11 protein-coding genes are annotated in these 13215 nt (G+C 67.6%); 8 read left to right on the top strand and 3 right to left on the bottom strand.

Annotation, left to right across the window (positions count from 1 at the left end; genetic code table 11):
* Nucleotides 1-132 precede the first annotated feature (132 nt).
* The 6 genes from purH (at nt 133) to ACOGJB_RS13525 (ending at nt 6120) form a co-directional block, all read left to right on the top strand.
* Nucleotides 133-1701: a bifunctional phosphoribosylaminoimidazolecarboxamide formyltransferase/IMP cyclohydrolase gene (gene purH / locus ACOGJB_RS13550; protein ID WP_419837632.1), complete on the top strand. Its 1569-nt coding sequence runs from the start codon at nt 133-135 to the stop codon at nt 1699-1701.
* A 157-nt stretch (nt 1702-1858) separates the two neighbouring features.
* Nucleotides 1859-3682 (top strand): D-alanyl-D-alanine carboxypeptidase/D-alanyl-D-alanine-endopeptidase, encoded by a 1824-nt coding sequence (locus tag ACOGJB_RS13545; protein ID WP_419837631.1) that lies wholly within the window; start codon nt 1859-1861, stop codon nt 3680-3682.
* Between the two features lie 170 nt (nt 3683-3852).
* Nucleotides 3853-4095: an AbrB/MazE/SpoVT family DNA-binding domain-containing protein gene (locus ACOGJB_RS13540; RefSeq protein WP_419837630.1), complete on the top strand. Its 243-nt coding sequence runs from the start codon at nt 3853-3855 to the stop codon at nt 4093-4095.
* A 13-nt stretch (nt 4096-4108) separates the two neighbouring features.
* Nucleotides 4109-4552, top strand: coding sequence for a hypothetical protein (locus ACOGJB_RS13535; RefSeq protein WP_419837629.1), 444 nt, complete (start codon nt 4109-4111; stop codon nt 4550-4552).
* A gap of 20 nt (nt 4553-4572) precedes the next feature.
* Nucleotides 4573-4812: a type II toxin-antitoxin system VapC family toxin gene (locus tag ACOGJB_RS13530; RefSeq protein ID WP_419837628.1), complete on the top strand. Its 240-nt coding sequence runs from the start codon at nt 4573-4575 to the stop codon at nt 4810-4812.
* A 69-nt stretch (nt 4813-4881) separates the two neighbouring features.
* Complete coding sequence (locus ACOGJB_RS13525; RefSeq protein WP_419837627.1) at nt 4882-6120, top strand: RNA ligase; 1239 nt, start codon at nt 4882-4884, stop codon at nt 6118-6120.
* 10 nt (nt 6121-6130) lie between these two features.
* Here the strand turns inward: ACOGJB_RS13525 and ACOGJB_RS13520 are convergent, their stop codons facing one another.
* The 3 genes from ACOGJB_RS13520 to ACOGJB_RS13510 form a co-directional block, all read right to left on the bottom strand.
* Nucleotides 6131-7120 carry a malate dehydrogenase gene (locus ACOGJB_RS13520; RefSeq protein WP_419837626.1) on the bottom strand — a complete coding sequence of 330 codons (990 nt, stop codon included), beginning with the start codon at nt 7118-7120 and terminating at the stop codon, nt 6131-6133.
* 132 nt (nt 7121-7252) lie between these two features.
* Entirely contained in the window at nt 7253-8098 is an 846-nt protein-coding gene (locus ACOGJB_RS13515) for a bifunctional 5,10-methylenetetrahydrofolate dehydrogenase/5,10-methenyltetrahydrofolate cyclohydrolase (RefSeq protein ID WP_419837625.1), read from the bottom strand.
* A gap of 40 nt (nt 8099-8138) precedes the next feature.
* Entirely contained in the window at nt 8139-9419 is a 1281-nt protein-coding gene (locus ACOGJB_RS13510) for an NAD(P)/FAD-dependent oxidoreductase (RefSeq protein WP_419837624.1), read from the bottom strand.
* 101 nt (nt 9420-9520) lie between these two features.
* On the opposite strand from ACOGJB_RS13510, the gene ACOGJB_RS13505 reads away from it, so the two are divergent.
* Nucleotides 9521-9808: a DUF1330 domain-containing protein gene (locus ACOGJB_RS13505; protein WP_419837623.1), complete on the top strand. Its 288-nt coding sequence runs from the start codon at nt 9521-9523 to the stop codon at nt 9806-9808.
* Nucleotides 9809-9944: 136 nt separating this feature from the next.
* Entirely contained in the window at nt 9945-13211 is a 3267-nt protein-coding gene (locus tag ACOGJB_RS13500; protein WP_419837622.1) for a DUF499 domain-containing protein, read from the top strand.
* The last annotated feature ends 4 nt before the right edge of the window (nt 13212-13215 follow it).

Raw genomic sequence — 13215 nt, 5'->3', positions numbered from 1 at the left:
CGGGTGCAGCGCCCCGCAGGTGCACATCGCTCGAATGCCGTCGCAACCGGCATGCCTGCCCGCAGAATGTCGAAACCGAAGTCGGCCGTCTCCGCGCAGCGACACATGGTCGATGGCGAAGAAGGGTGCGGGATGAGGGCGTTGATCTCAGTGTGGGACAAGACTGGCGTGGTCGACTTCGCGACCCGGTTGTCAGGCCTCGGGTGGGAGATCGTGTCGAGCGGCGGGACGGCCGGCGCGTTGGCCGATGCCGGGGTGCCGGTGCTTGCAACCGAAGACGTGACCGGCAGCCCCGAAATGCTCGACGGGCGGGTGAAGACGCTGCATCCCCGCATCCACGGCGGGATCCTGGCGGATCGGTCGAAGCCCGCTCACTTGGCGTCATTGTCGGAGCACGACATTGCGGCCATCGACTTGGTGGTGTGCAACCTGTATCCGTTCCGGTCCGATCCGGGTCCCGAGCTGATCGACATCGGCGGGCCGGCGATGGTGCGGGCTGCCGCGAAGAATCACGGTGACGACGCTGGTGGCGTCGGCGTAGTGGTGGACTCGGCCGACTACGAGCCGGTGCTGGCCGAGCTGTCTACCGCAGGTGCGCTGAGCGCTGCGACGCGGCGGCGGCTGGCGCGTGCGGCCTTCGCCCATACCGCGGCGTACGACGCGGCGATCGTGAGCTGGCTGGACGAGCCGGTCAGCGGCGGCGGCGAGCCCGCGCCGGGGGCCGGCGAATCTGACGAGCCCACTCCCCTGCCGCCGACGGTGCACCTGGCGCTGGAACGGGTGGACGAGTGTCGCTACGGCGAGAACCCGCACCATCTCGGAGCCCGGTACCGGCCGGTCGGCGAGCTGACTTGGTGGGATCACGCTTACCAGCACGGTGGGCTGGCGCTGAGCTATCTGAACTTTTTCGACGCCGATGCGGCGTGGCGGATCGTGCACGATCTCGGCGACGCCGAGGGTTCGGCAGCGGTCGTGATCGTGAAGCACGCGAACCCGTGCGGAGCGGCTGCCGGCGGCGATCTTGCCGACGTGTACCAGCGTGCCTACGACTGCGACGCCCGCTCGGCGTTCGGCGGGATCGTGGCGTTCAATCAGATCGTCGATCTCGACACGGTCGAGCGCATCGAGACGGCGGCACAAGCCGACCTGATCATCGCGCCCGGCTACGAGAACGGCGTCGTAGAGCGCATCGAGGCGAAGCGGCGCAACACCCGGGTGCTGGAGGCGCCCCGGCCTGATGAAGCCGGCACTTCGCTGCGGCAGATCAACGGCGGCTGGCTGGTGCAGTCGCCGCATGCGTTTGCTTCAGCGCCCGAAGACTGGCAGGTGGTCACCCAGCGCAACCCGACGGCAACCGAGCTCGCCGATGCCCGCTTTGCATGGCGGGTCTGCGGGCACGTGACGTCGAATGCGATCGTGCTGGCGCGCGACCGCACGGCGTGGGGCATCGGTGCGGGCCAGCAGAATCGTGTGGAATCAGGCCGGCTCGCCGCTGCGAAGGCCAACGGCCGGGCGGTGGGCGGTGCCTGCGCCAGCGATGCGTTCTACCCCTTCGGTGACGGCGTCGAGGCCGCTGCTGAAGCCGGTGTGGCCGTAGTGGTGCAACCCGGTGGCGCCTTGCGAGACGACGACGTCATTGCCCGCGCCAACGAACTCGGCCTCGCCATGCTGTTCACCGGCGAGCGGCAGTTCCGGCACTAGTGAGTGCCGGAACCATCAAGCACAACCGGCACCGACAAGCGACGGAACCATCAAACACAGCCGCCACCGACAAGCGACGGAACCACCGAACACAGCCGGCACCACTGACGGCCGGAACCATCAGACCAACGGGCACGAGCGACGAGGGCAGAGTGAGATGAACGCGCCAAGACTCGGTCAACGCGGCGCGGCAGTCGCAGCAGTAGTCGTGCTGCTGGCCGCACTTGGCGTGCCGATTCCGCGTCCAGCGGGCGCGCAGACGTCTTCGTCCGCTGCGGCGCCGGTGCTGCCGCCGCCCGAGGTGCTCGGCGACTGCACCGACGCCGTGCCAGTGATCGTCGCGTCGGACGCCGATGCACAGTCCGACATCTACTCGGCGGTGACGCTCGTCGGCGTACTGGCAGAAAAAAGCTGCATCGTTCTCGCCGGGGCCCGCGACGAACCGTTTCCGCAGAACCAGCTCCGCAGACTCGCCACAGCGGCGACTGGCGGCTACGTGGTCGGCGGTCCAGCAGCAGTGTCCGACGTCAAGCTGGCGGGCCGCGACATGACCCGCGTCCACGGCGCTGATCGCTGGGAAACCGCAACCGCGGTGGGCACCATCGCGACTGCGATCGCATCAGGCGAAGACCCCAGTCCACCCGGCGACACAGCCAACCCGCCCGATGAGAGCACGCCAGCCTCGCAGCAGCGGCTGGCCGCCGAATTCTCGGCCGCGCTGCGTTCCAGCGCCGCGCCTGAGGACATGTGCATGTCGTTGTATCTCAACGGCGAACCGGTCTTCGAACACGGGGCCAACACACCGCTGCTGCCAGCGTCGCTCGCCAAGCTCGCGACCGTCACTGCAGCGCTGAGCGAACTGGGCGCCGACGCGACGTTCACGACACAAGTGGTTGCGGATGCCAGTGCGCTCGCTGCGGTGCGCGACGGCGTGCTTCGAGGCGACCTCTACCTGATCGGCGGTGGCGACCCGGTGCTGGCTACCCCTGGGTACATCAATCGCATCGCCGATGCCCGCCCCTACACCGATGTGACCGAGCTGGCGGACAGCGTCATGGAGACACTCGACGCTCTCGGCATCGACACGATCGACGGTGCGGTTGTCGGGGACGGATCATGGTTCGCCGACGGCGAGCAGAACTACACGACGCACTACCCGCCCGGCGCAACGTCGGAGACGCCGCCGATCTGGAAGCAGTCGTACCTGTCGCAGAACTTCGTGGGCGTGTTGTCGGGCTTGATCATCAACGACGGCTACTCGCCCTACGCCGTCAACCGGCGAAGCCACACCCGCAGCACCGATTCAGTCCAAGCAGCCGCGTCGAACTTCGACGACCTGCTCGAAGCACGCGGCGTGGTGATCCGGCACCGACCACGGTCGGGCAGCGCCCCGGCGGCAAACGACTCGACCGATCTGGGCAGCATCACCTCACCAACGGTCGCTGAGATGCTGGTACGGATACTGCGCTACTCGGAGAACACGCCGGCGGAGATGCTGCTCAAGCAGATCGGCCGGCTCGGCGGCGACTCGTCACGGGCGGCCTCGGTGGCGGCAGCAACTGCCGCGCTCGCCAATGTCTTGGGAACAGCAGCCGCCGAGATCGTGCTCGTGGACGGTTCAGGGCTGTCGGTCCACAATCGCATGAGCTGCGAGGCGGCGGTGCGCTTGCTGCTGCTCGCGGGCGCCGATTCCCGCTTCGTGGACTCGCTGTCGATCGCAGGGCGCACGCCAACGCTTCAAAGCTGCGGCCCGCAGACTCCCGCCAACGGGAACGGTCCCACGAACACGGTCTTCGCCAAGGGAGGTCAGCTGAACGACAGCTCGGCCATCGCCGGCGTCAGCACCGCTGCCAACGGCGACGTGCTGACCTTCGCCATGATCGCAAACGAACCGCTCATCATCCGCATCGGAAGCTGCAACTCGCTGCGCCAGCGCACGCTGAATGCCATAGGCCGCTACACCTACGGACCCACACCCTGAACCCGGCGCACGGATCGCGCGCCCGAAAAACCACTGCGATCGCGCAGGTCGGGCGCGTCAGACTCGTCCGATGAATCTCTCGGTACCGGCACTCATCGCTGGCGCACTGCGCCCAGCGACGTTGCCATGCAGATTTGTAGATAAACATGGTTGCCTTGTAAACTCGGGTAATGGCTGTTGCGCACTACCGGGTTTCGGAACGAGGTCAAATGGCGCTGCCCGCTGAGACACGCCGTCGGTGGGGAATTGCTGCGGGAGGAGCAGTCGAGATCGCCGATCTCGGCGCTGCAGTGGTGGTGGTGCCGGCCGGCCGAGGCGGATTGCGGTCGATGCTGGGTGAGGCTCTCGAGGAGGCCGGTGGTTACGAGTCGCTCGCACGCCGCGTCGCCGCCAGCGAGCCCGATCTCGCATGAGCCCGCATCTTCCATGAGCTCAGGCGTCCTCGTGGACGACCACATCCTGTTGAGGATGCTGCTCGGCGAGGAGCCCGGCGAGTTGCGGCCCCGAGGCGGCATCGTCGCCACGACGGGGCTGTGGTACCACCGTCTCTGCCGTGCACTCGCGGGGCAAGCTGTCGTCGGCTCGATGTCTCGCCGGCTCGGAGACGTGTCGCCCGAAGTCGCAGCCGAAGTCATTGCCGCTGTCATCGAACTGCCGGCATCCATCGAGCTGGTATCGCTTCGCACGGTCGGCTGGCCGATGGGCGAACTCGTACGGGACGGGGCCCGCCTCAACCTGCTCTCACTCGAAGCACTGGCAGCCGCTCGCTTTCTGGATGCGGAGATCTGCTGCGCGCAGGCCAACGAGAATGAACCCCTCACAGACGCGGCTCGCACCCAAGAAATACCGATTCGCAGCCTGCAGCTCTGAGCACCCGTCTCCGTAGCGAGATGGTGTCGGCTAGCCGTGCCGAGACTCTGCTTCGGGACCTTGAGGCTGTTCCGATCAGACGCGTCCCCCACCGTCGCCTGGTGGTCACCGCGTGGAAGCATCGGCACAACGTCAGTGCATACGACGCGCTGTACGTCGCCCTGGCGGAGCTTCTCGATGCGCCGCTGCTGACCGCCGACGGTCGGCTCATGCGGTCACCGAACCTCGGCATCACCGTTCACCATGTCCAGCTGACGTGAATCCGACAGGTCGATACGCCAGCAGAAATCCCTTTGGGCGCGCACGCCTGCCGCGAAAAACTCCTGCCCATGCATATCGATGACTTGGTGCCTGCCCGCGAACTGCGTGCGGCCATTCGTGACGGGCTGGTGCGCGAACGCTGCCATGAAGGTCTGCGCATTCTGAACTACACGAAGAAGTGCCAAGCCGACGCTGCATGGACCGAGGTCACGATGACCTGTCGCGGACTCGTCGTGGACGGAGACGGTCGGGTTGTGGCCCGCCCGTTTCCGAAGTTCTTCTATCCCGGGGAACCTGCCGCACCGATGGTCCCCGACACGTCGGAGGGTCGCTGGGCGATGCGAGTCTGCGAGAAGCTCGACGGGGTGCTCGGCATCGGCTACGTGGCGCCCGACGGCAGTTCGCGCCTGTGCACCCGCGGGTCGCTGACGTCCACGCAAGGCGCCGAAGCGAACCGGATCCTCGGCGAGAGGTACTCCGATGCGATGTTCCCATGCGGAATCACTCCGCTGTTCGAGATCATCAGCCCTGCGTGTCGAATCATCGTGGACTATGGCGAGCGGCGCGATCTCGTGCTCGTCGCGGCCATCGACATCGAAACCGGTGCCGACCTCGCACTCGGCGACCTGGCGAGTCACGACTTCGATTGGCCCGGGCCGATGGCGAAGGTGCATCGTCTGTCGTTCGCTGATGCGGTCACTGCGACAAAGCAGGGAAACCGGGGGCAAGATTCAGAGGGATTCGTGGTGTGCTTCGACCCGGTGGGTCGAAGCGAGCCGTCACTGCGCTTCAAGCTGAAGCACGCCGACTATCTGCGGATGCATGCCGCGCGCTTCCACCTGACGAGTCGCAAGGTTTGGGAACTCGCCGCCGCGGACGCGCTGACAGCGGCGGGCATGAGCAACCCTGCCTCACTGGTCAAGGCCTTGAGGGTCTCGTCCGAGACTGCAGTCGAATTCGTCGACGCCGGTGGCGGTCTGGTCGACGCGCTGCTGGACCTGCTTGACGATCGGCTGCGCGCCGATGTCAAGCAGCTCGCAGAACGTCTGGCTGCCGATGCCGACGCACAGCTGGCGCTCTTCCGCCGGCTCATGGCCGGTGAACTCGCCGACTTGGTCGACGACCCGCGCGGGTTCGCTCTGGCTGCTCAGCAGGCTGCAGCCGACCACGGCGTCTCCCCGCATTCCCTCTACAGGTTGCGCACCGGCCGCTCCACCGACGCACTCGCGCAGATCTGGTCCGACCTGCGCAGCACCACCAACTCCGACCCGATACAGGACTCACCGCCCGGAACAGGCACGAACTAGCCCATGTGGCTCAGCCGAGGAGACCCATGCCTGCGACGGCGTCGCGCTCTTCGACGAGTTCGGCCCAGGAGGCCTCGATGCGGGAGCGGCTGAATTCGTCGAGCTCGAGGCCGGTCACGACGTGGTACTGGCCGCCTGAGACCGTGACGGGGTACGAGGTGATGATGCCCTCGGGGGCGCCGTAGTCGCCGGTGGAACCGATGCCCATCGACACCCAGTCGCCACCGGGCGTGTCGCAGGACCAGTCGCGCATGTGATCCACCGCGGCCGACGCGGCCGACGCCGCCGAGGACGCTCCCCGAGCGTTGATGATTGCTGCGCCGCGCTGCTGCACCGTGGGGATGAAGTCGTCTTCCAGCCATGCCTGGTCGTCCACCAGCGCCGCCGCGTTGTGGCCGCCGACTTCGGCGTGGAAGATGTCTGGGTACTGGGTGGCGGAGTGATTGCCCCAGATCGTCATGCGGGTCACGTCGTTCACTGACATGGCGGCCTTGTTGGCCAGCTGTGCGATGGCCCGGTTGTGGTCCAGCCGGGTCATGGCCGTGAACTGCCCGTCGGCGATGTTCGGGGCGTTGCGCATGGCGATCAGGCAGTTGGTGTTGGCCGGGTTGCCCACCACGAGCACTCGCACGCTGGGGTTGGCCGAGTCGCTGAGCGCCTTGCCCTGCACAGTGAAGATTCCGCCGTTGGCTTCCAGCAGGTCGCTGCGCTCCATGCCCGCCTTGCGCGGCATCGAACCCACCAGCAGCGCGTAGTCGGCGCCTTCGAACGCCTCATTCGGGTCCGAAGTGCCGGTGCGGGACGCCAGCAGCGGGAAGGCGCAGTCGTCGAGCTCCATCATCACGCCGTCGAGCGCACCCATCGCCGGGGGAATCTCCAGCATCCGCAGCTCGACTGGCTGATCGGGGCCGAGCATGGCGCCCGAGGCGATCCGGAACAGCAGGCTGTAGCCGATCTGGCCCGCGGCCCCGGTGACAGCAACTCGTACGGGATCGTTCACTGCACTCTCCTGGTTCGACGCGCCGAGCAGGTGCCCCGGCTGCGGGCGTTTCTAGCGCGGCAATGCGGCAGCTGCACTCGCGTTGCCGTCGCGTCGATCGAGCAACTTCGGACGGCTCAACGCGACCGCGGTTCAGCCGGATGCAGCAGCGGCGTCGACGGTGTTCGCGAGCAACATGGCGCGGGTCATCGGACCGACGCCGCCGAGGCGGGGGGTCACCCAGCCGGCCACCTCGCCGACCGAGGAGTCCACGTCGGACAGAATCTTGCGGCCCTCACGGGTGATGCCGCCGCCGACTACCGCTGCGCCGGGTTTCACCATGTCGGGCGTGACCAAGCCGGGCACGCCGGCTGCGGCGATGACGATGTCGGCCTGGCGGGTGTAAGCGCCCAGATCGGCCACGCCGGTGTGCACGACGGTGACCGCCGCGTTGGCGACCGGTCGCTTCAGCGCCATCAGCAGCGCCATTGGGCGGCCGATCGTGAGGCCGCGGCCCACGACGACCACGTGACGACCCTCCACCGGCACGCCGTAGTGCTCGAGCATGACCTGGATGCCACGGGGCGTACAGGGCAGCGGACCGTCCACGCCCATCACGAGCCGGCCCAGATTCACCGGATGCAGCCCGTCGGCGTCCTTGTCGGGGTCGATGGCCAGCAGTGCCGCTTCCTCGTTGAGCTGACGCGGCAGCGGCAGTTGAACGATGTAGGCATGCACAGCCGGATCGGCGTTGAACCGTTCGATGACCGCATCCAGCTCGGCTTGGGTGAGGTCGGCGGGAAGCTCTTCGTGAATCGAGGAAATGCCCACCTCGCTGCAGTCACGGATCTTGGCGCCCACATAGCTGTGCGACGCCGGATCGTCGCCGACGAGGATCGTGCCGAGCCCCGGCGCCAGGCCCTCCTGGGCAATCCGGATTCGAAGGTCGTCCTTGATCTGGTCGGCCAGCGCCTGGCCGTCCAACAGCACAGCAGTCACGGGAGGCAACCGTAGTGGCGCTGCGCTGGGACTCTCGCCCTCAAGCGTCGTCAGTCGAGATTGACTCAGCCGCAGCAGCCCTGCGGGAGGCGGAAGTACGAGCAGTGCGGCGCTGGTGGAGGCGTCGCAGGGTGGGCGACGCGGCGGCGAGGGTGCGATCGGCGGCAGCGAGCACCCGGCCGGCGGTACCTGGCGTTTCGTTGTCGATAAGGTTGCCCATCACCTGCAAGGTGAGGCGGGCGATGGCGTCGGTGCCGACCGCCATTCGCAGGCCTGCTCGCAGAATGCGGGGATGGCCGATGAGAAACGAGAACCGTCGGCCGGTACGCAGGAATGCGTCGAACTTCTCGGCCACGATGCGGTCATAGGTGTCCGCAACCGCGGACGGATCCTCCGCGAACAGATCGGCGGCGAGAATGCCGGTCTCAAGGCCGTAGTCGATGCCCTCGCCGTTCATCGGGTTGATCAGCCCCGCTGCGTCGCCGATGGCCACCCAGCCGGGGCCGTGACGCTTGGTGGCGCTCATCGGCAGGCGCCACGCACGCGGGCGTTCGAGGTACGGGCCGAGCTGCCAGCTCTCGGCCACCAGGTCCCGGTAGCTGTCGCACAGCCGGTTCAGGTTCAGCTTCGCGAAGCCCTTCATCGTGTTGAGCGCCCCGACGCCGATGTTGACCGTGCCGTCGCCAGCGGGGAACAGCCAGCCGTAGCCAGGCACGGCAGTGCCCTCACCGTCGCGCAGCGTCAAGCAGGCCTCGAGGTATTCCTCGGCGTGGCGGGGAGTCTCCGCATAGGTGCGAATGGCAAGGCCGAACGGCTCGTCAGGGTCGCGCAGCGCACCCAGCATCCGGGCGGCCTGGCCTTGGGCACCGGCGGCCAGCACCACGAGATCGGCAGTCCAGCGCTCGCCGCCGGCGATGACCCCCACCGCTGCGCCGTCTTCGAGGATCGGCATCGCCTCGGTGCCGAAGCAGAGCTCGGCTCCCGCAGAAACAGCACCGTCGCACAGCGCGCTGTCCAGCCGGCGCCGGGGCCACACCGCTCCATAGGGCCCGAACTGGCCATTCGCCGGCCAGTCCAGCTCGCGAACCTGCCGTCCGGCGATCATCCGCAGCCCGGCGATGCGGTGCGCCTCGTCGAGCGAGACGCCCAGTTCGTCAAGTACCGCGACCGCTCTCGGCGTCAGGCCGTCGCCGCACACCTTGTCGCGTCCGGCGGGGGCCTTCTCGAACGCGGTCACCTTGATGCCCGCACCCGCAGCCCGCATGGCCGCCGCCGCACCGGCGGGACCGGCCCCGATCACGATCATGTCCCGGTGCGGCACCGCTACAGCCTGCCGATCCCGACGCCGGATCGCTCACCAACGGCCAGGGCCACGCTGCCGCTGGCCTCGCAGCGCTTCGGATGGCCTGCTAGACCGGGCCGATGCCTGCATACCTCATTGCGAACTACGACGTCGTCGATCCCGACAAGTACAAGGACTACCAGCGCAACGCAGCGCCCATCATGGCGGGCGGCGGCAAGCTCTTGGTACTCGACCCGGCATCGGTCCTCAAGGAAGGCGGCGCCGGAGCGCAGACGGTGGTCATCGAGTACCCCACCATGGAAGCCGCACAAGCTGCGTACGAATCCGACGACTACCAAGCCGTCGTGGGCATTCGCTTGGCGGCCACCGCCAACGGCCGCGCCGTGCTTGCCAACGGCATGGGCTGAACCGGCGCAATTGCCCGGTCGCACCCATCGGCCCGCCTCGCTCTTCGGAGTGTGCTGACAGCGGACGCGAGTGGCGACGACCGTCGGCGGGGCGGAGGCGGTTCGTGTCGCGCCCAGGTTCTAACCTCGCCGGTCTATGGCGGTACTCCCCAGCGTGGTCGAGACCTGCGTGCCTCGCGAGGATGTGCTGCGCGGGGGCCTTGTCGACAAGCACTTCGCTGCCCAACTGGACCAGGTGGTCCGCGGTGCCGTCGGCTATCACGACTATGCCGACCCTGACTCGTTCTTCAAGATCACGCACCCGACGAACGGCCTGCGCGAACTGCTGGCGGGGACGTTCGCTCGCATGTCAGGCAATGCCAGCGCGGCGCCCAGCGCCGAGCACGCGGTGTACCGCTATGAGACCAGCTTCGGCGGCGGGAAGACGCATGGCCTGATCGCCTTGTGGCACTTGGCCAGCGGCGCTCGGCCGTCCAATCTCGACGAGTTCATCGACCCGGTGCTGCTGCCCGACGAGTGCGCTGTGGCAGCGGTGGTGGGCGACAGCCTCGACCCGATCAACGGTCTCACAACCGATGGAGTCACCACGTTCACCTTGTGGGGAGAGATCGCCCGCCAGCTTGGCACCGATGCATGGAGCGCCGTGCAGGAGAGCGATGCGGCTCGCACGGCCATCGGCAAGCAGGTCTGGCTGGACATCATCGGCGACCGCCCGACGGTGATCGTGATCGACGAGATCGCCCAGCATCTGCGGCTGCTGGCCACGTCGGGCAGCGAGCAGTCCCGCAATCAGGCTGCCCAGACCATCGCAGGGCTCAAAGTGCTGTTCGAAGCGGCGACCGCGGCGCCGCGGGCGCGCATCATCGTCACGTTGGCCACCGGCACCGAGGCGTTCGAAGCCGAGACTGCCGAGGTCGCGAAGGCGCTGCTTGAAGCCGAGGCCCAGCAGATGCTCAGCGAGGCTCACGACGTCATGGAACGCCCGAAGGGCGCCGTAGGCCGGCCAGCGGAGGACGACGAGATCGGTTTCATCCTGCGTCGGCGACTGTTCGCAGAGGTCGACGAGCGCTCTGCTCGAGCAGCAGAGCGGGCCTACCGGCAGCTGTACGCCACGCTGGCGGAACAAGGCGTGACGGTGGGCGGCTCGGCCACCGACGACCCGGCGAGCTATGCCGAGCGCCTGCGCACCGCCTACCCGTTCCATCCGGCGCTGATCGACTGTCTCGACAAGCGGATCGGCCCCATGCCGGGGTTTCAGCGTGCCCGCGGCGCACTGAAGATGCTGGCAGAGACGGTTGCTGCGCTGTGGCGAACTGACACCGACACGCCCGTCATCAACCTCGGCGATCTCCCGCTCAACAATCTGACTGTCAGGTCGGCCATCACGACTTCGATCGGGCGCGAAGCCCTCGACGGTCCCGCCGAGGCCGACTTCGCCGCCGACACCAGCCACGCCGCGTCAGTCGACAAGGAACGATGGCCGACCGAGCGGCTCGCCACACGCGCCTGCCGCGCAGCGTTCTGCAACAGCGTTGTGGGCGGGGCGCAGCCGGGCGCGTCCGGCCCAGACCTGTACGCGGGCACGCTCGCGCCGGGCGACAGCCCCGACGCGGTCGACGCTGCATTGGAAGCAACCAGCCGCGTCGCTTGGCACCTGACCTATGACGGCGCCCGGTGGCGGTTTCAGGTGGAACCCAACGCCAATCGCATCATCGCCAGCGAGGTGGCCAACGTCTTGAACTCCGACGTCACCGAGGAACTGGATCGGCGCATCCGCATCCTCTTCGCCAGCGACGGCCCGACCAAGGCAGTGCATTCCCCGACCGGGCCCGCCGACGTGCCCGACGCGCAGCAGTTGCACCTGGTCGTGTTCTCCCACGAGGACCTGACCGTGACCGCGACGGCAGCCAGCACGATCCCCGAAGAAGTGGTCGATGTGGCCCACCGGTACGGCACCAACGAACAGAACAGGACCAATCGCAATTCGATCGTGACGTTGGTGGCAGACGCCGACGAAGTGGAGCCGATGCGCGGCCGAGTCCGGTTCGAGCTCGCAGCCAAGCGCATCACCGGCGATTCAGAGCGCCTCGGCCAGTTCGACACGCAGGTCGCCAAGGCGTTGCGGCGCTTGGCGCAAAACGCTGAACTCGAATCGCGCATCGCGGTCACACGGGCGTATGCACACCTGTACTGGCCCGAGAACGCGCCCGCGAACAGTCACCTGCGACATCTGCAATTGCCGTACAGCGACTATGGAAAGATGCCGAAGGGATCCCAGACCTCGGTGATCGTCGAAGCGCTGCGAAGCCACGGCAAGATCACCGACACACCGCCGCCGACCGACCTGCTGGCGAACGCCAGCGGCTTCGGCAAGGTCCGCACCGAGATCACCACCGCGGAACTGGCCGCGCTGCCGTGGCGCGACCACCGCCAGAAGATCGTGCTGAGCGCCAGCTTGCTCACTCAGGCCATCGCGGCAGGCGTCCGCAACGGCACCTGGGTGTACTTCGACCCGGAAGCAGGGCGGGCCTGGGGCAAAGACGACCCGCCGCCAAGCGTCCGCACCTCCGCCGACACCCTGCTCTACACGCCCGCTCGGGCTGCCGAGCTGAACCTGCTGCGCAAGCGAGTCGACTGGGATGCGATCGGCGCAATCGTGACCGCCGCCACAGGTCCGGTCGACGGAGCGAGCCTGCGCCGCGAACTCACTACAGCACTCGGCGGCGAACCGCCCAAAGCAGAAGTGCTGTCGGCCCTCGCGGACGCGGTGCGCGACGGCCGGCACGTCACGGTCTCCCTTGTTGCCCCGAGTTCCGAAGCGGCTCCCGATCCGATGCCGACAGCCGACATCGCAGCAACCGAGCTGGACGCCCTGTTCGTGTTCATCCCCTCCCGGCCCGCCAAGCCGCCACCCGACGAGCACCGCCGAATCTCGGTCGAGGGCGAGACGGCCGGTGTCACACTCGGCAAGCTCCGCGACGCCGTTGCTGATGGCGGTGTCGACGAGGTCGCCTCGCTGACCATCACAGCGAGCGCCGAGGCTGGCCAAGGCACTGCCAACCTTCGAGCCCTGGGCTACTGCGCATCCCAACTTCCGCGCTTCGAATGCATGATCGAGGCATCACTCGAAGTCGAGTTCGGCGGGCTCGAAGGCGCGGTCGGCGCTGGGCTCGCGGGCGGCATCGCTGGCTGGCGCCACATCGAGCGAGCACTGCTGACACTCGCCGATCTCGGCAGTGCAGTGGGCGGGACGCTCACCATGAGACTGACACCGCCATCACCGATAGCGGTAGACGGGAGCGACTGGGAACAGTTCCGATCAGTAGTCGCCAACAACAACCCCGGTGCCCTGCGCATCGAAGCCGAACCGTCGCATAGAGCATCGGCCGGAGCAAAACAGTGAGGGT

Source organism: Candidatus Poriferisodalis sp., assembly GCF_965208895.1.
Taxonomy (GTDB): Bacteria; Actinomycetota; Acidimicrobiia; order Acidimicrobiales; family Poriferisodalaceae; genus Poriferisodalis.
Note: the sequence above shows the minus strand (reverse complement) of the source record. Positions and strands in the feature narration are given on the sequence as shown.

Excerpts from the sequence above, each read along its gene's own strand:
- purH (WP_419837632.1), top strand. The coding sequence starts at position 133 with ATGAGGGCGTTGATCTCAGTGTGGGACAAGACTGGCGTGGTCGACTTC.
- ACOGJB_RS13545 (WP_419837631.1), top strand. The coding sequence starts at position 1,859 with ATGAACGCGCCAAGACTCGGTCAACGCGGCGCGGCAGTCGCAGCAGTA.
- ACOGJB_RS13540 (WP_419837630.1), top strand. The coding sequence starts at position 3,853 with ATGGCTGTTGCGCACTACCGGGTTTCGGAACGAGGTCAAATGGCGCTG.
- ACOGJB_RS13535 (WP_419837629.1), top strand. The coding sequence starts at position 4,109 with ATGAGCTCAGGCGTCCTCGTGGACGACCACATCCTGTTGAGGATGCTG.
- ACOGJB_RS13530 (WP_419837628.1), top strand. The coding sequence starts at position 4,573 with ATGGTGTCGGCTAGCCGTGCCGAGACTCTGCTTCGGGACCTTGAGGCT.
- ACOGJB_RS13525 (WP_419837627.1), top strand. The coding sequence starts at position 4,882 with ATGCATATCGATGACTTGGTGCCTGCCCGCGAACTGCGTGCGGCCATT.
- ACOGJB_RS13505 (WP_419837623.1), top strand. The coding sequence starts at position 9,521 with ATGCCTGCATACCTCATTGCGAACTACGACGTCGTCGATCCCGACAAG.
- ACOGJB_RS13500 (WP_419837622.1), top strand. The coding sequence starts at position 9,945 with ATGGCGGTACTCCCCAGCGTGGTCGAGACCTGCGTGCCTCGCGAGGAT.